This window comes from Bacillota bacterium, from assembly GCA_012518215.1.
GTDB lineage: Bacteria > Bacillota > Dethiobacteria > DTU022 > PWGO01 > JAAYSV01.
The window spans coordinates 1-20,819 of the sequence record JAAYSV010000021.1; the positions used below are offsets into that span (position 1 = coordinate 1).

The window sequence follows — 20,819 nt, forward strand, 5'->3', positions numbered from 1 at the left end:
TTACTCACGGAGGGAAACTGATTCCTGGGTTTTATATTTTCGCATACCCACAAAAGAGAGCCTAAATCACCTGAAGAATCCCCTCCTCGTACACAGCCTACCATCGCTATAAACTGGTTTCTAGGCTTCTGTCTTTTCCCCGTACCGATATGTTGGCGTCAGCGACATGGAGTGAATGGCTGCCATCGTCAAGCACAGCGCCTGCCTCTGCCCGAGATTCCTCGCGTCGCTATTTTTTCACTCTGGTGTTACCGTTTCCACGTCATTTTTCTCTAAAGCTTTATGTTGGTGTTCTTGTTAAACACCGCTTGCTCGGAATGACAGGGGGGGGGGAGGTCGCCGCAGGCGGTCGAAGTATTCCCTCCTCAAGCACCCCTTACCCTACTGCCAGAGAAAGAAAAGGTACAAACTGTCATTCTGAGAGAGCGGCTGTAGTTTGCCGCGACCGAAGAATCCCCTTCTCTTACACAGCCTACCATTGCTATAAACTGGTTCCTGGGTTTTATCTTTCCCCGTACGGGTATATTGACGGCAGCGGCACGGAGTGAACGGCTGCCACAGGGAACAGAGGCCGCGGGACAGCGGCGCTTGCCGTTTTAACTTCCGGAACAGGAGAGAAAACAACGGCAGTTTCCCGGCAAACATGTTTACAATTTACCCGATAGATCTTAAGATATAGGGTAGATAAAAAAAGAATTTTTTCCGGCATTACTACCTGGATCCAGACGGGGAGGTAAATAAATTGGAACGGGCACGGGTAGAATCACTGGTTAAAAGTGGAAGCCAGGCTTCACTGAAGGAGCTTTTCGAGCATTACTATGGAAAGATATTTGCCACGGTTATGGCTCTGGTACGCAACCGGGAATGGGCCGAGGATCTGACCCAGGAATCATTTTACCGCGCTTTTACCAAACTTGAAAGCCTCCGTGAACCGGCCAAATTCGGTTCCTGGATCGCGGCCATAGCCACCAACCTGGCCCTCGATTCCTTGAAGAAGGAAAAAAAGAGTTATCCCACCCCCGACTTTTTTGAAGACGGCTCTGCAAATCCCTCCGGTTTTTCCCCCGTTGAAGAGCGGGTTCTGCGGAATGAGAAAGTGGAACTGGTCCGGGCGGCGCTTCGCACCCTTCCTCCGGAACAGTATCAGGTGATCATTCTTCATTATTATCATTACCAGACAATAGAGGATATGGCTCTGTTTCTGGGGGTCAAGGCCGGGACGATAAAATCAAGGATGCATCGTGCACGTAAAAAACTCTTGACTGTACTTGAAGACAGGGAACAAAATGAAACGTTGCACAGTCTATCAGGTGAGATGCAGAACCAGGATGTGGAGGTGAAGTAGATGGATGAACTTCCCCACGAGGATGAAGTTGAAAATATTATCAAGGAAGCAGTTCATACCGAGCTTGAAAGCCTGGAAAGGGAACCTGCGCGCGAGACCTGGCAACAGGTTTCCCGGAAATTGGACCAACCCGGGGATGCCGGGGCGGGGAACGGTCGGCGCCGTGGAGCCCGTGTCGGCTGGATCCGTTCTATAGGTATTGCCGCTGCGGTTGTGCTGTTTGTCGGCGCGGGGATATGGGCTTCCAGGGCTATCAATGATTCTTCCCGATATGATCTCGCCGGAAGGAGTGATTTCTCGGCCGAAAAATATCAGAGCAGTTGCCCGGAAACAGCGGAAGAGGCGGAAGAAAAAGGCGATTTTTCCCCGGGAAATAACGATGAGGAAACAGACTTTCTGCCAGAAAAACCCCTTGAAGAATACGGATACGGCAGGGCTCCTGACAGAACGAGGGACAGCGGGGAGATGCACCGGTTTACTCCACCGCGGACACTGGGGCAGTTCAAACTTGCAGATGCGACCCGTCCCGAATCCGGGGCAACACCTGCCCGTTACCTCTATACCGATGGTGAGCGGGAGTTGTTACTTCTGGTGGCCGATCCCCGTATGCTCTCCGGCAAGGAACCGATTCACGGGGAAAACGATGAATATATCACCCCGGATTTCCTGGAAGAATTGCACCGCGTTCCGGCTATTACCAGTGACAGTCTGGGGAAACCTGTCATGGCCTGGACCGAAAAAGATGGAAGAATCTATATTTTATGGCCCCAGGATGATGATATTGCTTCGGAAGAACTGCGCAAGTTGTACCGAAGAATCTCGCTACCGGATTCCCGGGGAGGTAATCCATGAGAATGGCGGTTGAAACCTGGGGGCTTACCAAGAAATTCCGTTCTGTTGTTGCCGTCAACAACGTTTATCTGAGGCTGCCGCGGGGCGAGATACATATTCTGCTGGGGCCCAGGGGTGCCGGAAAGACAACCCTCCTGAAACTGCTCCTCGGTTTCCGGAAACCAACTTCCGGCGGCGGGTTCTGCCTGGGGTATGACATTGTATCCGAAAGTATCAGTCTTCGAGAAAGAATGGGTTACGTTTCCGGAAACATGGCTCTTTACGGCTTCATGACCGTTCGGGAAATAGTCTCTTTCACGCGAAACTTTTTTTCTTACTGGGACGAGCAGCTGGTTGAACATTATCTCGATTTTTTCACCCTGCCGCACAGGCGGCCGATCAGGAAGTTGGAACATGCTTGCAGGATACAGCTGGCACTCATCCTGGCTCTGGCACATCGGCCGGGACTCCTGCTCCTGGATGAACCAACCATTCACTTTTCCCGTTCTCCCGAGGCGGAAGCATTTTTCGAGGTGCTTGTTTCCGAACAGGCGCAAAAAAAAATGACGGTACTGCTAACCACCGGGAGCCTTGATGAGACCAGGGCGGCCCCTGGCGAAATAAGCTTGATCCACCGCGGCCGCCTGCTGAAAAATTGCATGGCACGGGAAGACCTGTGTCTCGACGAACTGCCTGCCGATGTGGAGGAATTATGCCTTCATTACCTTTCGGAGGAGGAGAAAACTTGATTCATGGAAATCTCTGGTCCAGGGAAATACGAGAATATCGGCTGATGTTTTTTTTGTTTTTCCTGCTGGCGGCGGTCATCTCGCTCCTGTTTCCCTTTTTCGGGGATCGGGTCATCATTATTCCCGAAGGATTCAGGTTGTGGGAAGGAATCACCGCTCCCACCCTCGGTGATCAACCGTGGGTATCCTGGTCTGCAACTGCCCTCCTTCATTTTTCGGCGGTGCTGGCGTTGTTGATGGGATATCCTTCGCTGGCCGGGGAATTGGCCACGGGGACAACTGCCTACCTGCTCAGCAAGCCTGTAACACCCCGTGAAATAGTAGCTACAAAAGCAATTGCCGGGTTGACTCTGATTGCTTTTTTTGTTTATGGCCTCTCCTTTATCTATTTTGTACTGCTCTTCGATGCCGGTTATCAGGTCAAAATTATCGAATTGTTTCTAAGTTGTACCGTAACCTTCGTGATCTGTGCAGTCATGTACCTAACCACAGTTCTGTTTTCGTCATTATTTACCAAAAAATGGACCGCGGGGCTCTTCTCCGGTATCTTCTGGGGTTCAGTTTTTATTTTTGGTATGCTCGAACCCACCTGCAATTTTTCCATCATCTACCATCTGCGCATGAACGGATACTGGGAGGGACAGCAGACATTCATTCCTATCGGCCTGGGAATCTTTGTCGGAGGATTGCTGCTGGAACTGGCTGTCGGTGTCTGGGAGAGGAGAGAGTACTAGAATATAGAATACACAAGGTTCTTCATCCCGAATCGGGATACAATTTACAAACACAAGAGGCAGGCATCCGCCCGCCTCTTATGTTTTTAGTAATGAAAACCATTCCGTTACTTGCCTGCCATCTGTTTCTGCGCTTGCAGAACCAGTCTCCTGGTCATGTTGCCACCAACATGCCCGTTCTGCCTTGAAGTCAGATTGCCGCGGTCACCGCTGTAGTTGATTCCCAGCTCATTGGCAATTTCAAACTTCATCTGATCCAGAGCTTGCTTTGCTTCGTTTACCAACATCTTCAGTTTCACCTCCTCTTTTTATTTTTTCGATGACGGTTATATTATTCGCAGCGCCAAAGAATATATCCGCGTTAATTAATTCATGAGACAGGAGAAAAAAACCGTTCTTTTTCTAAAGCAACCGTCGACTCCAGATTCTGGAAATGTTGATAATTTATATTGGGAAAAACGTTATCTGTTTCTTCCAACATTTTCAATTGATTTTCGTCAATGCTGTTATTCCGGATCTGTGCGGCGAGGTCCAGAAAACTTGAAAGGTGTTTCCGTGCACGTTCGCGGGCGTATTTGACCATCGTGTCCACGGTCATGATAAAAGGCCAGTCACTGCTCTGGGCCAAAAGCAATTCGCGGGCGGCCTGCTTGATTGCCCGTTCCATTATCCCTTCTGCCCGGGGATAATCCGTGGCGATCGCCGTCATCTCCGCGGCTGCATGGTGAAGGTGGGGATAAAGCCAATCGTTCGATCCATTGAGCCAGACTTCGAAGTAACCCTTGTCACCCCAGCTGGAAGGGTTCGGCGTTGCTTCTTGCAGGGGGAAGCCGAGGTCCAGATACTGCCCGGGGGTGATCAGCTTGATTTCTTGCTGGTCACAAGCGATTTTCCGGCAGAGAAAATCGAGCCACAATGGCCCCTCGAACCACCAGTGCCCGAAAAGTTCGCTGTCGTAGGGAGCCACGATTATCGGAGGGCGGCTCATCATTTTTGACAGAAATTCGACCTGTTTCTGGCGGTTGAACATGAAATTACCGGCGTGTACAGCTGCTTTTTCCCTTGCTATATCCGGCCGGTACGGTTCCTTGCAGGCCAGAGTATCCCCGGTGATGCGATAATATTTGATACCGGTGTCGCTGCGTAAACCAGGCGGATGAAGGAAAGGCCCGACATAATCCAGTTCAAGGTCATAGCCTATGTCTCTGTAGAATTCCCGGTAATCATGATCCCCCGGGTAACCCTCCCGTGAACTCCAAACTTGCTTGGAAGATTCGGCATCGCGTCCGAAAACGGCCACCCCGCTGTGGGTCAGTATCGGGCTGTAAACCCCGTATTTCGGGCGCGGCGATCCGTAGAGCACGCCGTGCGTGTCGGTAACAAAATATTGAATGCCCTGTTCTTCCAGAATTTCGTCAATACTGTGGCAGTATGCACATTCTGGCAACCACATTCCCCGCGGGATATCGGCAAATAGTTCCTGATAATAATCTACGGCGGAAGCGATCTGCGCATAGGCGCTTTCCCTGTTGATTTCCAGCAGGGGCAGGAAGCCGTGCGTGATCCCCGTGGTGATTATTTCCAGGCATCCTTCTTCCTGCAGGCGCCGGTAAACTTTCAGTGGCCTTCTCTGACATACATTGTAATAATAATCAGCCATCTCATCGAAGTATTCCCTGTACATCCTGGCCAGCGGGAAGAATGTGCTGTCGTGAAATGTCCGTTCCTCTTCACGCCGGGCCAGATCCTGCATATTTTTCAGATAGGCACCGAATCGACCGGCAAGCAACTCATCTTCCATCATGAACATCAATGTCGGAGAGAGGGAAATGGCAAGGCAATAATTGATGCCGTCTTTTTTCAGATTTTCCATTATCTTGAGCAGGGGCAGATAACATTCCAGCATGGCCTCGTAAAACCATTTTTCCTCCAGTGAGTGCCGATGTTCGGGATGGCGGACAAAAGGCAAATGTGCGTGCAAAATTATGGATAGAAAACCCTGGGGCATATCAAGATTCCTCCTGCTCAATTTTTTATTTTGATTTTTCGACCTATCAATTCTGCAGAACTGAGGTGGTAAAGTGAGATTCGCCGGAACAACCTTCTTGATTTCCAATCCGGCAGTTTCCAGTTTTCATCGATGATCTCGCTGATTCCGTCCCGGGGAGTGCGGACAATGTTGGATTCAAGCAGCGAATAGAAATTGCCTTCCGGCAGTATCCATCCCCATTCCACATGGTAAAAATTATCGGCAGCGCCTACATGGATGTACCAGTTATCTGTTTCTTCTTCCAGCTGATGATCATCATGGCTTTCAATCGTTCCGATACGGTTCCATCCATGGCGGAAAACTCTCAGGTTGGGCTTGCCCATCCCCCCGGTTTCCTCTGCCCATCGTTTCCGGATCTTTTCCCCGGTCGCCGTGCTGATTTCCCAGTAGGCGAAAAGACAGTACGGGTCACGTGGAAGCAAAATGAGGCGATCCTCTTCATAATGATGTGGCAGTTCCATATGGCTGTCGATGTCTTCCGTTTCCGGATCGATCGGATCAGTTTTTGGCATATTTATCCTTCACCTCGCAAAAAAAAAATGATCAAGAATGTGTTGTCTCCGGACCTGTTTTCGTGCAATCTAAATGGTATTATGCCCGAATTTCTTTTTTATTATTTGATGTATATTTCAAGTTGGCGGAGACCTGTAACGCCGATTTTTGGCATGAAATTTGACCTCGAATCTATCATTTCAAGGTATAAAAAAAAGCGGTGGTGGCAAGCTAGGTTCGAATTTTTCGGCGATACAGTGTCAACCGAAAATCAAAAAAATGAAAGGGTAAACGGATGGCAGAGTTCAGGCGGAACAGGGTAACCGGCCGATGGGTCATCATGGCAGCTGAACGAGGCGGGCAAAAAACAACTTTATCTTCGCAGGACAGGGAAATCAGGGTCGAGGAACTGCCAGCCGTGGTCGACAATTGCCCCTACTGCCGCGGAAATGAAAACATGACTCTTCCGGAAACCGTTGCCTGGCGGGACGGGAAAGGGGTGGATGGTGATTGGAAAGTTCGGGTGGTTCCCGATGAATGTCCCGTTCCGGCTACCGGGGGCAATGCGTTTCCGGCTGAAAAATGCGGAAACGATATCTATCCCGGCATCGGCCACGCCGAAATCATCATTGAAGCCCCGCAACACAACCTGCATCCGGGTAGATTTACCCCGGAGCAGATGGAAACGGTTATCGAGGCATATCGTCATCGGTTTGTAGAATTTTCCCGGAAAAACCGGGGCCGCTCCATCATACTTTACAGAGGCCACAAGGAAAAAGGAGGTGTCTCCATGGAACATCCGCATGCACGGGTGATGGCACTGCCTTTTGTCTATCCCATCCTGGAAGAAGAGCTCCGGGGCGCCCGCCGCCATTACCTTGACCGGGGCGGATGTGTGTTCTGTTCCATCCTCCGGGAGGAACTGAAAACGGGTGAACGGATCGTGGCCGAAAATGATGAATTCGTGGCCCTGATCCCCTATGCGGCTGCAAGTCCCTACGAGGTGTGGATCCTGCCCCGCAGGCACAACTCATCATTTCAGGATATCCGGCGTGAACAGATCGTACCTCTGGCGGCGATATTGCGGCAGTTGATGGCCGGAATATTTGTCTCCCTGGATGACCCGCCTTACCATTACTATCTTCACAGTGCCCCGCTGGCGGAAGCGGCATCGCCTTTTTACCATTGGCATCTGGAGATCGTTCCCCGGTTGGTGGGGGCGGCAGGTTTTGAACGGGGAACGGGGATGTACATCAACACCGTTCGACCCGAGGAAGCGGCACGCCATCTGGTGCTGACGGAGTTGGAAACATTTGCATAAAGAACAGGAAAAAGTTTTTTTTATCTTTGCACTTCACAATCATCAGCCTGTGGGTAACTTTCCTGCAGTACTGAACAATAATTATGAAAAGGCATATCGCCCCTTTCTGGAAACGGCCTCCCGGTTTCCCGACGTGAAATTTTCGCTTCATATCAGTGGTATCCTCCTGGAATGGTTACGCCGGAATCGGCCGGATTACCTGCGCCTTCTTCGCACTCTGGTGGAACGCGGGCAGGTTGAAATAATGGGCGGGGGCTTCTACGAGCCGATCCTTCCCATCATCAGAGATGAAGACAAGCGCGGTCAGATCGAAAAACTTTCATCATGGATCAGGGATCATCTGGGGGTGGTTCCCAGGGGCATGTGGCTTGCCGAACGTATCTGGGAACCTTCCCTGGCGCGGCCGATTGCAGAGGCAGGGCTTCAATACGTGGCTACCGATGATTATCATTTCCAGAAGGCTGGCTTTGATCGGCTCTTCCATTATTATCTCACGGAAGAGGAGGGGTGGCCCCTGAATATTTTTCCCATCAGTGAAAAACTCCGCTATCTCATCCCTTTTTGCCCCCCCGGGGAGGCCCTGAAATTTTTACGGAGTCATCACGACCCCGCCACAAGAAAACTGCTGGTTCTGGCCGATGATGGCGAAAAATTTGGCGCCTGGCCCGGGACTTCCAGGGCCGTTTACGAGGAAGGGGGGCTGGAAAAATTTTTTACCATGCTCCGGGAAAACAGTGATTGGTTGCAGACGGTGACCTTCTCCGAATACATGTCCATCGCGCCCCCGCAAGGTTTGGTTTATCTGCCGGCTTCCTCCTACCGGGAGATGGTGGAATGGTCAGGTGGATTCTGGCGGAATTTCTTCATCCGTTATCCCGAAAGCAACCTCATGCACAAGAAGATGTTGGCCGTGCGGCGGCGCATCGATGCCCTCCCGGAAGGCAAAACCCGTGATCTGGCCCTGGATTTTCTCTGGGCGGGACAGTGTAATTGTGCTTACTGGCATGGAGTTTTCGGGGGATTGTACCTGAACTTTCTCCGAGCGGCGATCTGGGAAAACCTCCTCAAGGCGGAAGAGGAGGCAGAAAAGATGATCGGGGGCGGTGCAGCATTTCTGGATCTGCGGGTGGAGGATCGTGATTTTGATGGCCGGGACGAACTCGTGGTCGTTTCGGATCGTTTCTCCCTGATGTTCTCGCCCCACCTGGGCGGAAGCATGTGGGAATTCTCCTGGCGGCCGGCAGCGGTTAACTTTCTGGATACGATGACGCGCCGGGAAGAAGAATACCATCACAAGATATTTGAAAACAAGGAGGGTAAAAATGGCCACGATGCAGATGATGATGTCAGGAGCATCCATGATATCGAACTCGACGCTGCCGAGTTGTTGAAGGAAGATATAGTCTATGACCGTTACCGGCGCGGAGGGATGATCGAACATTTTTTCCCCGATGGGGTTTCTCTCGAGGATTTTCGCCGCCTCTGCCATGAAGGGCCGGAACCCTTTTTTGCTTCGACGGAGATGGAACTAAAAAAGCCGCAAGGCGATTCCCGCACATTGCAGAAGGCCTCGGTCGTGTTCCGGCATCAGTTTGATGCCGGGGGAAGCAGTATCCGGATGAGCAAGGAGATTGCCTTTGAAGCGGGGTCGGACAACTTTGTCCTGGAATACTGTCTGGAACATTGCGGCGGAGAAGATTACGAAGGCTGGTTTGGCAGTGAATTCAACCTGGCGATGCTTTCCGGCCAGGATGAAAAAAGATATTACCATATCCCCGGGCGCGGGCTTGAACAACCCTGCCTTGCTTCCGTCGGTGTGGAAGAGAGGGTGGAAAATGTTTGCCTCTGCGATGAGCGGCGTGGTTTCGCCCTCTGTTTCCATTTCAGCCGACCTGCACAGCTTTGGAGGTTTCCCATCGAAACGATCTCCCGTACGGAGACAGGCCTGGAAAGAACGTACCAGCAGTCACTTGTTTTCCCCCGCTGGCAACCCCGGTTGGTAACCGGGGAAAGGTGGTCGGTTCTTCTGACCATGAAGGTCAAGGAGATGGGCCGCTGCTGAACATCTGGCCGTACGCAAGGGAAACAGCCTTGATGGGTTTTAACGAAATCTTGGGGGTGATCATTTTTGCATGATGAACCGGTATTGTACATAGCTTTTGTCTGGAACCAGCATCAGCCCTTTTACAAAGATTACTCCCGGAACAGGTTGATCATGCCCTGGGTAAGGCTTCATGCCGCCAAGGACTACTACCAGATGGCGGCCATCCTTGAACAATACCCTGAAATCAGACAGACTTTCAACCTTACTCCCTCGCTTCTGGCCCAGCTCCAGGATTATACCGGGGCCGGGGTGGAAGACTATTACCTGGCCGTGATGAAACCCCCCGTGGAACTCACCGTTCCGGAACGCCTTTTTCTGCTGCAACATTATTTTGATATTCATTGGGAAAGGGTGATCGCCCGTTTTCCGCGCTACCGTGAACTGCTCGAGAAACAGGGCTACCACCGTGAACCCGGCCTGAACGAAGACGTTCTTGACCTCTTTGCAGAGCGGGATTACCGTGATCTGCAGGTCTGGTTCAATCTGGCCTGGTTCGACCCGGAGATCAGGGATGGTGATCCCTTTTTGAACCGGCTGGTTTCCGGGGGAAGGGATTTTTCCGAAGAGGAAAAAGAACAGCTTCTGGAGAAACAGATGGAGATACTCTCCCGGACAATACCCATCCATCGCTCCATGAAAGACCGTGGGCACATCGAATTGATGACCACCCCCTTTTACCATCCGATCATGCCTCTGATCATCGATTCTTCAAGTGTATGCCGCAACAATCCGGGTATAAACGTTCCCGGCAGGTACTGTTACCCCGAGGACATCCGTGCACAGATGCAGGAATCATTGAAACAGTACAGAGTTCTCTTCGGAGGGCGCCCTGCAGGGCTCTGGCCTTCGGAGCAAGCTGTCAGCCCGGAAATTATCCCGCTTTGCAGCGAACTTGGCTTTTCCTGGGCCATCTCCGATGAACAGATACTGGCTCGATCATTGGGCGTGGATATTCAAAGGGATCATTACGGCCATGTGCTCAACCCCGAGATATTGTATCAACCTTACCTGATCGGTTCCGGGGAAGAGAAAATGATCATGATATTCAGGGACCATAACCTTTCCGACCGCATCGGCTTCGAGTACCAGCATTTCAGCGGGGAAGATGCGGCGGCGGATCTGGTTCACCGCCTGCATTGCATCAGGAACAGCCTTGTCAATACACGGGAACATTATCTGGTTACCATCTCTCTTGACGGGGAGAATGCCTGGGAGTGGTATGCCGATGACAAGCGCGAGTTTCTGCATGCTCTCTATCGCAGGCTCAGCAGCGAAAGATTTCTGCGCTGTGTTACCGTGAGCGAATACATATCCCGGAACCCGCCCCGTGCAGCCATCGGGAATCTTTACACCGGTTCGTGGGTGGATCACGGTTTGACCCGCTGGATCGGTTCGGACAACAAGAATGCGATGTGGGATCTTCTGCTTGCGGCACGGAAGGCCGTCGATGACTGCCGGGAACGTTTCACCGGCGATGACAGGAAAAAGATTGGCGAGGCCCTGCACTGGATCTACATTGCCGAGGGAAGCGATTACTACTGGTGGGTGGATAGCATGCCTTATTACCTTGCGGCCCCGTTTGAAGCTCTTTTCCGGAAACATCTGGCCAACGTATACCACGCCCTGGGGCTCCGTCCACCTGCGGCGCTTTCCGTTTCCGTGATCAGGCCCGAGCCCGGGGAACCGGCCTGGGAACATGATCCCATAGCCGGGCCTGTCTCGATGGTTGACACCCGCGAGGAAAACCGGGAAGAATCTTGACCACTTACCATCGGTCTAAACCGGTTCCCGTTTTTTCTTTCCGAGTGACCTGTCATTCAGAGGTCATTGGTTCTTGGTTTTGCCTTTTCGCCCAGGCTGTCATTCAGAGGGAGCCCTGGTTATTCATTGGTACTGTCATTCTAGTAAAAGTGAACTACCTGTCATTCAGAGGGAGCCGCAAGCGACCGAAGAATCCCCTCCTCGTACACACCTTACTATCGGCACAAACTGGTTCCTAGTCTTTTATCTCTACAAAGCACAACGCCTGCCTCTGCCCGAGATTCCACGCTGCGCTATCCTTATCAGCCGGGGGCCAGCATTCCTGCATTCCTTTGCCCTACCAGCACAACGCCTGCGTACTCCTAAACACCGCTTGCTCTGAATGACAACGTAAAAGCATGTCTCCTGCCCACTGGAGTAAAAGTGCACTACCTGTCATTCCTGAACTGGCTCCTGTTTTTTCTTTCCGAGTTACCTGTCATTCTGAGGGAGCCGCAGGCGACCGAAGAATCCCCTTCTCGGACACCACTTGGTATCGGCATAAACTGGTTCCCTGGTTTAAATCTTTTCCCGTACCGATATGTTGGCGTAAGCGACATAGAGTGAATGGTTGCCATAGCCGGTGAAGGCGAGGAAGCGAAACGGGACTGCCGACGTGATGTGGACAGTGTATTACCTGTCCATTCTGAGGGAGCTCTGTTTTTTGGGGCGACCGAAGAATCCCCTAGTTGAACACACTCACTCCCTGAACCGTTCTTTATGCTATGGCCCATGAACGGTCAAGTCGCCAAGCCAACATATAAAAAAGAATAAGGAAACGCTTGCGGGCAATGAAGCCTACGTCAATACCACTTGCCTTACTATTGGGAGCGGAGCAGTACGACATCACCATCGCCATCATCAAGAGTAATGTTTGCCATTTCCCGAGATTCCACGCGGCGCTATGCTAACCAACCAGGGGCCGGCATTCCCGCAAGCATTGTATAACAGCATAACGCCTGCGTAGTTGCAGAACACCGCTTGCTCGGAATGACAGGGGAGGCAGGGCCGCCCAACTATCTGTCCACGGGGAAATCATCGATCAGCCTGACGATATGCCGCAGGATGAGAATGGCATCGCTGACATTGATATCCTTGTTGTCACCGCTGACCTTGGCCGCCTTCGTCTGCACCTCATCGAGCTCGATCAACCTCACGATCTCCCTCAGAACCAGGATGGCATCGCTGACAGTGATCTTCCTGTCCATGTTGACATCACCGTAGAGGAACACGCCCACCTGCCATTCCCTGCTGCTAACGCCATCGCTGGCCTTGATCGTGTAGGCAACAGGGCTAGCGAAAGAATCGTTAAAATCGATGGATGAGTAGCCGCTGGTCTGTTTCATACCATTCACATAAGCCACCGCCCCCGGCGACAGTTCAAATTCGGCGATCATGGATCTGAGATCGAGATCCGACCCGGGGGAAGTCCAGATATTGACTTCTCCTTTCTTGCTGTCAATCTCCCCCGACAGGTCCTTTGTCAGCCCCGTGTTTTTATCCCTGCCAAACCCGAAAGAGACGAACTCCGCCTCCCCGCTGGGTTCAACGGATACCGTCACCGTCCACTCTTTCTCCGTCTTCCCATCCCCGGCAACGACCGTGTAGATGACCGGAGCAGTAAAATCATTCGCCGTCTTCCCGCTGATCTGTTTTTTCTCAAGCACCTTTGCTTCTGCTTCGTCGGACAATTCAAAATCGGCAACCAGCGCGCTCACATCGCTGCCCGGCGGCAAGGTTACGGCGATTTTTCCATCAGGCGAAATATCCCCGAACACATTCTCCTTCAGGGCCGGGTTATCTTCTTCAAGAAAGCCAAAATAGATGAAATCGGCCGCGGTATTGGAGGCATGTTCCACCGTCACCTCCCAATCTATCCTGGCTACTCCGTCCTGGGCTTCGATCATGTAGGTGACCGGGGTGATGACAGAATTGGTAAAATCATTGGCCGTCACACCGCTGACCTGTTTTGTTCCGTCCACATACGCCACCGCCCCCGGTGACAACTCAAAAACCGCTTTGAGATTTTTCAGATCCGTGCCGTAAGGAACGGTCACGGTGACCTCTTTCCCATCCCCGTCTATCACCGTCTCCGACTTCTTGCCGGAAAAACCAAAGGATAAAATCTCCGCCTCGTCGTTGGGGATAACCTCGATTTCCACCGTCCATTTCTGCTCTCTCCCGTTCTGAGCAACCACCGTGTAATCGACCTTGTAAACTTCGCCCGCATCGCTTTCATCATATTCAAAAAAGAAATTGGGGGTTTCGCCGCTATCCTGCCCCTCTGCCCCCACCTTGGCAATCGCCTCCTCCGAAAGTTCGAAAGTGGCGATCAGTTCGCTGCCATCCGTGCCGTAGTGAACCTTCAGTTTGATCTTGTGATTTTCGGCGTCGATATCGCCTGCCACGTCATCCCGCAGGTGCGGGTTATGTTTCTTCAAGAACACATAGCTCACTATCTCCGCCTCATCGCTCAACGGAAGTTCGTGTGCGATTATCACCGTCCACTCTTTCTCCGTCACCCCATCCTCGGCAACAACCCTGTAGATGACGGGATCGGTAAAATTGTTGGCTGTCTCTCCGCTGATCTGTTTTGTTTCGCCCACATACGCCGCCGCCCCCGGCGACAGCTCAAAAACGGGCACCAGCGCTTCCCGATCCGTCCCCTCGGGCACCTCCACAAAAAAACTTTTTTCATCGGTCGGGGGCCCGCTATCGTAATCTTGCTCCAGATGCGGGTTGTTCTGCCGCGTCAACCGGATTCCCAGCAACTCTGCCTCCCGGCAGGGTTCCCGCACCGTCACCGTCCACTTTCTCTCCGTCTCCCCATCCTCGGCAACAACCGTGTAGATGACCGGCTCGGTAAAATCGTTGATCGTCACGCCGCTGACCTGCAGCACACTATCCACTTCCGCCGTTGCCCCCGGCGACAATTCAAAGTCGGCAACCAGCTCTGTAACATCCGTGCCAAAGGGAACAGTCACCGTAATCATTCCTTCGGCAGCATCGATACTCCCCTCCGTATCATTTTCCAGAACCCCCGTGTTGGCTGCCGCCCGGAAATCGAAAGATAGAATCTCCGCCTCGGTGCTGGCAGGTTCATACTCCACCGTCACCGTCCACTCCTCCGTCGTCACCTCATCCTCGGCAACGACCGTATAGATGACGGGCTCGGTAAAATCGTTGGTCGTCTCGCCGCTGACCTGTGGCATTCCGCCCACATACACTTCCGCACCGTAAGAGGATGCAAAAACTGCAATCAGTTCTGTAACATCCGTTTCAAAGGGAACGGTAACCTCTATCGTTCCGTTCTCCCTGTCCAGAACCGTCACCGTATAAAGCCCCCTGAATCCATAGAAGGAAAAATCAGTCTCGGTATTGGGGGCGATTACCACCGTCACCGTCCATTCTTTCTCCGTCACCCCATCCTCGGCAACGACATTGTAAGTGACCGGCTCGGTAAAATCGTTGGCCGTCTCCCCGCTGACCTCCGCCGTTTCGCTTCCGCCAACAAACGCCTTCGCCCCGTAGGATAATTGGAAATCGGCAACGAGTGCATCAAGATCCGTGCCGTAGGGAACGGTAACCTCGATCTTCCCCTCAGCGGCGTTGATATCCCCGCAAACATCGGCATGTAGAACCCCTGCATTGCCGTCCGCCCGGAAATCGAAAGATAGAATCTCCGCCTCGGTGCTGGCAGGTTCATTTTCCACCGTCACCGTCCACTCTTTCTCCGTCTCCTCATCCTCGGCAACAACCTTGTAGATGACGGGGGCAGTAAAATCGTTCACTGTCTCCCCGCTGACCTCCGCCGTTTCGCTTTCGCCCACATACGCCTTTGCTCCATAGGATAAACTGAAAGAAGCGCGGAGGTTGCTCGGATCTGTTTTGTAGGGTACCGTCAACCGGATCGTCCTGTTTCCGGCATCGATGTCCCCCGACACATCCCGCTCCAGATTTTCTTCATTGTCGGCCGCCAGAAATCTGTAGGCCAGAATATCTGCCTCATCGTTGGGGGCGATCGTCACCGTCACCGTCCATTCTTTCTCCGTCACCCCATCCTCGGCAACGACCCTGTAGATGACGGGATCGGTAAAATTATTGGCTGTCTCTCCACTGATCTGTTTTGTTTCGCCCACATACGCCGCCGCCCCCGGCGACAGCTCAAAAACGGCAACCAGTTCCGTGACATCCGTTTCGAAGGGAACGGTAACCCCTATCGTTCCATTCTCCCTGTCCAGAACCGTCTCCGTATAAAGCTCCCTGAATCCATAGGAGAGGAAATCAGCCTCGGTATTGGGGGCGATCACCACCGTTACCGTCCACTCCTCCGCCGTCACCCCATCCTCGGCAACGACATTGTAAGTGACCGGCTCGGTAAAATCATTGGTCGTCACGCCGCTGACCTGTTTCGTTTCACCCACCCTGGCCTCCGCCCCGTATGACAAGTCAAAGACGGCAACCAGCTCTGTAACATCCGTGCCAAAGGGAACGATCACCGTAATCATTCCTTCGGCAGCATCGATATCCCCCTCCGCATCATCTTCAAGAACCCCTGCATTGTCGTCCGCCCGGAAATCGAAAGATAGAATCTCCGCCTCGGTGTTGGCAGGTTCATTTTCCACCGTCACCGTCCACTCCTCCGTCGTCACCCCATCCTCGGCAACGACCGTGTAGATGACGGGCTCGGTAAAATCATTGACCGTCTCCCCGCTGACCTCCGCCGTTTCACTTTCGCCCACATACGCCTCCGCCCCGTATGATAACTCGAAGTCGGCAATCAGCGCATCGAGATCCCTGCCGTAGGGAACGAACACCTCGATCTTCCTCTCAGCGGCGTTGATGTCCCCGCAAACATCGGCATCCAGGACTCCCTCGTTGTCAGCCGCCAGAAATCTGTAGGCCAGAATATCTGCCTCATCGTTGGGGGCGATCGTCACCGTCACCGTCCATTCTTTCTCCGTCACCCCATCCTCGGCGACGACCGTATAAACAACGGGCTCGGTAAAATCGTTGGTCGTCTCGCCGCTGACCTCCGCCGTTTCGCTTTCGCCCACATATGCCTTCGCTCCGTATGATAATTCAAAAACAGCAACCAGTTCTGCAATATCCGTGCCGTAGGGAACGGTAACCTCGACCTTGCCATCGACGCTGTCGATGACCCCTTCGACATCATTTTCCAGTCCATTTCTCTCATCGGCCGCAATGCGGTACCGGAGCAGGCCCGTCTCCCGGCTGAAAGATGCCAGCACCGAGAAAGAATGGCCGGCAGCCATCCCCTTGATGGGCGATATTTTATCTATCCTCGACGGTTCAGTGTGGTCGTCGTGGCTCTCCAGGCCCAGCTGGCCGCAATCATTCCGCCCGAAGGCATAAACATCACCATTCTTCTGCAACGCCAGCGAATGACTGCCGCCGGCATCCACACCAACGATTTCTTTGTCAGCCAACTCCCCGACTTCAACCGGCAGATCACTGTTCTCCGTGTCTCCCAAACCCAGCTGGCCGTGTTCATTCCGCCCGAAGGCACAAATACCGCCGTCCGCCAGTGCCACAAGTGAATGTCCGCCGCCCGCCGCCACCGCAACAGCAGCGGGCAACCCCGACAACTTGGCAGGCACGTCGCGATCATCCGTATCTCCCAGCCCCAGCTGGCCGTGTTCATTCCGCCCGAAGGCATAAACACTGCCGTCCGCCAGTGCCACCAGCGAGTGTTCGCCACCGGCGTCCATATCAACGATTTCTTTATCAGCCAACCCCTCGATTTTAACCGGCGCCTCACGGTTATCCGTGTCCCCCAGCCCCAGCTGGCCATATTCGTTCCGCCCGAAAGCATAAACATCCCCATTCTCCAGCAGCACCAGTGAATGCCCGCCGCCCGCCGCCACCGCAACAGCAGCGGGCAAAACCTCTATCCTTGTCGGCAGGAGGTGATCATTCCCGCCTCCCAGCCCCAGCTGGCCGTATTCATTCCGCCCGAAGGCATAAACATCCCCATTCTCCAGCAGCACCAGTGAATGCCCGCCGCCCGCCGCCACCGAAACAGCGGGATTCTCCGCCGGATCGGGCAACCCCTCTATCTCCACCGGTTCATACCGATCATATTCGTCACCATGCCCCAGGCGTCCGCCCGAGCCGTGTCCGTAGGCAAACACCCTTCCATCCTCCAGGGCGATGAGAACATGCCGATCACCTGCCGAAACCGCCTTCATATTTCCCGGCCCCGGTATCTCCGGCTGCAGCGGCACCCTTCCGATCCGCCCGTCGGCTGTATTCCCGAACGAGTAAACCGGACCTGCCGCGGACACCGCCAGCGAGTGTTCACCGCCGGCATCCACACCAACGATTTCTTTATCAGCCAACCCCTCGATTTCAGCCGGCGCCTCATGCCCCTCCGTATCTCCCAGCCCCAACTGACCGTATTCATTCTGCCCGAAAGCATGAACCTTCCCGTCGTCCATCAACACCAGCGAATGCCTGCCGCCGGCAGACAGGTATACGGCACCCCCCGTCAATCCCGTTATCTCGGTGGGTTCGTCACGATCATCTGTATCCCCCAGCCCCAGTTGACCGCAATCATTGCGCCCGAAGGAATAAACGTCTCCATTCTCCAGCAACACCAGCGAATGCATCCCATCCTCGATATCCGCCGCCCTCCCGGCAGCAATTGCCGCCGCCGCGCCGGGCAGTCCCTCCATTTTTTCCGGTGCAAGCCGTGTGTTTTTGTCACCCAGTCCCAGCTCACCGTAAAGATTCCGTCCGAAAGCATAAACATCTCCATTCTCCAGCAACACCAGTGTATGCCATCCACCCGCCGAGACCGCCTTCGCCGCCTCCGCCGGATGCTCCTTCGGAGAGGGCAGCCCCTCGATCATCCTGGGGTAAAGATAGCTGACCTCGTCCCCGTGTCCCAGCCGGCCGTAGGTGCCCAGCCCGAAGGTAAAGACCTCTCCCTTCCTGTTGACCACCGCCGAGTGGTTCCTTCCGGCAGAAGCGCCAACGACACCGGTAAGATGCACCACTTTTTGCGGCGCATACAGGGTCTGGTTGTTGGCATGCCCCAGCTGGCCGAACTCCCCGTACCCCCAGGAATAGACCTCCCCATTTTCCAGCACGGCCAGGGAATGGTACCTCCCCGCCGCCACCGCCACCACTCTTATATCCCGGGGCAACCCTTTTATCTCTGCAGGAAGCAACCTGGCATTCCGGTCCCCATGACCGAGCTGGCCATATTCATTGAGGCCGCAGGAAAAAACACGGCCGTTCTCCAGCAGCAACAATGAATGAGCCCCGCCGGCAGAGACCGATTTGATGTGCTCGAACCCCCTGAGCAATGTGGGTATATTGAGGGAGGTCGTCGTCCCCTGCCCCAGCTGCCCGTGGTTGTTGAGACCGAAGGAATAGACCGTCCCGTCGTCCATGAGCACCAGCGAATAAGAGCTGCCGGAGATCGCTTTCGCCGGTTGCAACCCCGTCACGGGGGTGAACGACTCTTTCTGTACTACCTCTTCCCCCAATCCCAGCTGTCCGGAATCGTTATTTCCGCAAACATAAACCTGCCCATCCTCGCCAATGGCCAGGGAATAGTCGCCCCCCGCCCCGATCTCTTTTATCTTGACCTCCAGATCCACCTTCGTCGGGTAATAGCGATCCCTGTTATCACCCTGTCCCAGGCGCCCGGCGCTCCCGCGCCCGCAAGAATAAACATCCCCGTTCTCCAGCAGGATGAGCGAGTGGGCACCGTCATCGGGGCCGCCTGCCACCGCCGCCGCAACCCGGACGGCGGGAACATCCGCGGGCAGTTGCCCTGTTCCCTCTCCGCGCGCCAGCATCTGTGGCGAATTCTTGTTGTGTTTATCACCGTAATTGCCCAGCCCCAGTTGACCGCGTAGATTTCGTCCGAAAGAATAAACATCACCGTTTTCCAGCACCAGCAGCGCATGTTCTTTCCCCGCGGAAACCTCCACCACCGGGTTTTCTGCCGGATCGGGCAACCCCTCTATCCTTGTCGGCAGAAGGCGATCATTCCCGTCGCCCAGCCCCAGTTGGCCGTGTTCATTATCTCCAAAAGAATAAACCGTGCCATCGGCCGTCAATACCAGGGAAAATCTGCCACCCGCCGCCACCTGTACCGCTTCCTTGTTGTCCGGAAGTGCCACCCTCGTCGGTTCCAGACAGGTCTTGTCATCCCCGGTCCCCAGTTGTCCCTTATCATTCAAACCGAACCCGTAAACATCGCCGTCCTTCATCAATACCAGCGAATGGAAAAGGCCGGCGCTGACCTGCCGGACACCCTTCAGCCCCTCGATCTTCTGCGGGAATTTCCTTTCATTTCTGTCACCATGTCCCAGTTGACCGTCTTTATTGTCTCCAAAAGAATAAACCGTGCCATCGGCCATCAATACCAGGGAATGATACTTTCCGGCAGATATATCCTGAACCTCCGAGAAAAAGCCCATCTCGCAAGGCAGAAGCCCCTCCTCACCGAGCCCCCACCCCAGTGTGCCGAAAGCGTAGAGATTCCCCGTCTCCGCGCTATCCTCGGAAGAAGGAATAACTCCTTCCCCCTCCCCCGGGGCAGGTTCACCCTGTTGCGGTGATACCGGAAAAGCAGCGGCAATGTCTGCCCCCGTACCTGTCAATAGGGCAATTATCAGGGTTATTGCCAGCACCAGCCGATATGATGATCTTCTCTTGTTTTTCATCGGTTTCATTTCTCCTGCGTTATTATTTATCCCCGCTGATAACGGGGGGAATTATGTTACCCTTAATTTTCTTTTCGACAAAAAGAAATGTAATCCTTCCGTTTCCACAATATTAAGCTCCGGAAAGACAGGCTGGACTCCCGTTGATTTTTCGGCAGGCGGTTTTGGGAGATTCTGCGATCGCCCTGCAGTTTTTACTTGATGAAAGATCTACTTTCTACCTTTCTGGCGGCAGGGTTAGTGGTGTATGAGGAGGGGATTCTTCGGTCGCCCAAAAAATCAGGGCTCCCTCCCCCTCTGTCATTCCGAGCAAGCGGTGTTTGACAAGAACACCAACATGAAGCCATGGAGAAAAATGATGTAGAAATGCTAACACCGGAGTAAAAAATAGCGCCGCGAGGAATCTCGGGCAGAGGGAAACGTTATGCTTTACGGGGATAAAAGACCAGGAATCAGTTTATGGCAATGGTGGGGTTTGTATGAGAAGGGGATTCATCAGGCGGTTTTAGCTCTCTTTTGTGTGTATGCGAAAGATAAAACCCAGGAAATAGCTTCCCCCCATGAGTAAGTGGTATTAACAAGGGTCTCCTCGGCCGCCCACGTTTTCTATTTCTTTTTTTATATGTTGGCTTGGCGACTGGGCCGTTCATGGGCCATAGCAAAAAGAACGGTTCATGCTCGGGCTCAA

The 20,819-nt window shown here is 53.4% G+C and carries 11 protein-coding genes; 7 read left to right on the forward strand and 4 right to left on the reverse strand.

Annotated features, from left to right (window positions below):
* Window positions 1–742: 742 nt before the first annotated feature.
* The 4 genes from GX364_04050 to GX364_04065 are packed head-to-tail and all read left to right on the forward strand — an operon-like array spanning window position 743 to window position 3,659.
* Window positions 743–1,345: an RNA polymerase sigma factor gene (locus GX364_04050; protein NLI70024.1), complete on the forward strand. Its 603-nt coding sequence runs from the start codon at window positions 743–745 to the stop codon at window positions 1,343–1,345.
* On the forward strand, window positions 1,346–2,197 hold the full coding sequence (locus tag GX364_04055) for a hypothetical protein (GenBank protein NLI70025.1): 852 nt from the start codon (window positions 1,346–1,348) through the stop codon (window positions 2,195–2,197). It abuts the gene before it with no gap.
* A 2-nt stretch (window positions 2,198–2,199) separates the two neighbouring features.
* Entirely contained in the window at window positions 2,200–2,925 is a 726-nt protein-coding gene (locus GX364_04060; protein NLI70026.1) for an ATP-binding cassette domain-containing protein, read from the forward strand.
* Complete coding sequence (locus GX364_04065; protein NLI70027.1) at window positions 2,922–3,659, forward strand: ABC transporter permease subunit; 738 nt, start codon at window positions 2,922–2,924, stop codon at window positions 3,657–3,659. Before GX364_04060 ends, GX364_04065 begins: the two co-directional genes overlap by 4 nt.
* Before the next feature lie 107 nt (window positions 3,660–3,766).
* On the opposite strand, the gene GX364_04070 is transcribed toward GX364_04065, so the two are convergent.
* The 3 genes from GX364_04070 to GX364_04080 form a co-directional block, all read right to left on the reverse strand.
* Complete coding sequence (locus GX364_04070; protein NLI70028.1) at window positions 3,767–3,946, reverse strand: alpha/beta-type small acid-soluble spore protein; 180 nt, start codon at window positions 3,944–3,946, stop codon at window positions 3,767–3,769.
* An 83-nt stretch (window positions 3,947–4,029) separates the two neighbouring features.
* Window positions 4,030–5,667 carry a DUF1957 domain-containing protein gene (locus tag GX364_04075; protein NLI70029.1) on the reverse strand — a complete coding sequence of 546 codons (1,638 nt, stop codon included), beginning with the start codon at window positions 5,665–5,667 and terminating at the stop codon, window positions 4,030–4,032.
* 17 nt (window positions 5,668–5,684) lie between these two features.
* Window positions 5,685–6,221: a DUF4912 domain-containing protein gene (locus tag GX364_04080; protein NLI70030.1), complete on the reverse strand. Its 537-nt coding sequence runs from the start codon at window positions 6,219–6,221 to the stop codon at window positions 5,685–5,687.
* 275 nt (window positions 6,222–6,496) lie between these two features.
* Between GX364_04080 and GX364_04085 the strand changes: the two genes are divergently transcribed.
* From GX364_04085 to GX364_04095, 3 genes are all read left to right on the forward strand, one after another.
* On the forward strand, window positions 6,497–7,522 hold the full coding sequence (locus tag GX364_04085; GenBank protein ID NLI70031.1) for a galactose-1-phosphate uridylyltransferase: 1,026 nt from the start codon (window positions 6,497–6,499) through the stop codon (window positions 7,520–7,522).
* Window positions 7,515–9,584, forward strand: a complete 2,070-nt coding sequence (locus GX364_04090) for a DUF1926 domain-containing protein (protein NLI70032.1) — start codon at window positions 7,515–7,517, stop codon at window positions 9,582–9,584. Before GX364_04085 ends, GX364_04090 begins: the two co-directional genes overlap by 8 nt.
* 66 nt (window positions 9,585–9,650) lie before the next feature.
* Entirely contained in the window at window positions 9,651–11,387 is a 1,737-nt protein-coding gene (locus tag GX364_04095) for a glycoside hydrolase (protein NLI70033.1), read from the forward strand.
* A gap of 1,055 nt (window positions 11,388–12,442) precedes the next feature.
* Here the strand turns inward: GX364_04095 and GX364_04100 are convergent.
* Entirely contained in the window at window positions 12,443–20,131 is a 7,689-nt protein-coding gene (locus tag GX364_04100; protein ID NLI70034.1) for a hypothetical protein, read from the reverse strand.
* Between the last annotated feature and the right edge of the window lie 688 nt (window positions 20,132–20,819).

Bases quoted from the DNA above. Each gene is read 5' to 3' on its own strand.
- GX364_04055 (NLI70025.1), top strand. From the start codon at position 1,346: ATGGATGAACTTCCCCACGAGGATGAAGTTGAAAATATTATCAAGGAA.
- GX364_04060 (NLI70026.1), top strand. From the start codon at position 2,200: ATGGCGGTTGAAACCTGGGGGCTTACCAAGAAATTCCGTTCTGTTGTT.
- GX364_04070 (NLI70028.1), bottom strand. From the start codon at position 3,946: ATGTTGGTAAACGAAGCAAAGCAAGCTCTGGATCAGATGAAGTTTGAA.
- GX364_04075 (NLI70029.1), bottom strand. From the start codon at position 5,667: ATGCCCCAGGGTTTTCTATCCATAATTTTGCACGCACATTTGCCTTTT.
- GX364_04080 (NLI70030.1), bottom strand. From the start codon at position 6,221: ATGCCAAAAACTGATCCGATCGATCCGGAAACGGAAGACATCGACAGC.
- GX364_04085 (NLI70031.1), top strand. From the start codon at position 6,497: ATGGCAGAGTTCAGGCGGAACAGGGTAACCGGCCGATGGGTCATCATG.
- GX364_04100 (NLI70034.1), bottom strand. From the start codon at position 20,131: ATGAAAAACAAGAGAAGATCATCATATCGGCTGGTGCTGGCAATAACC.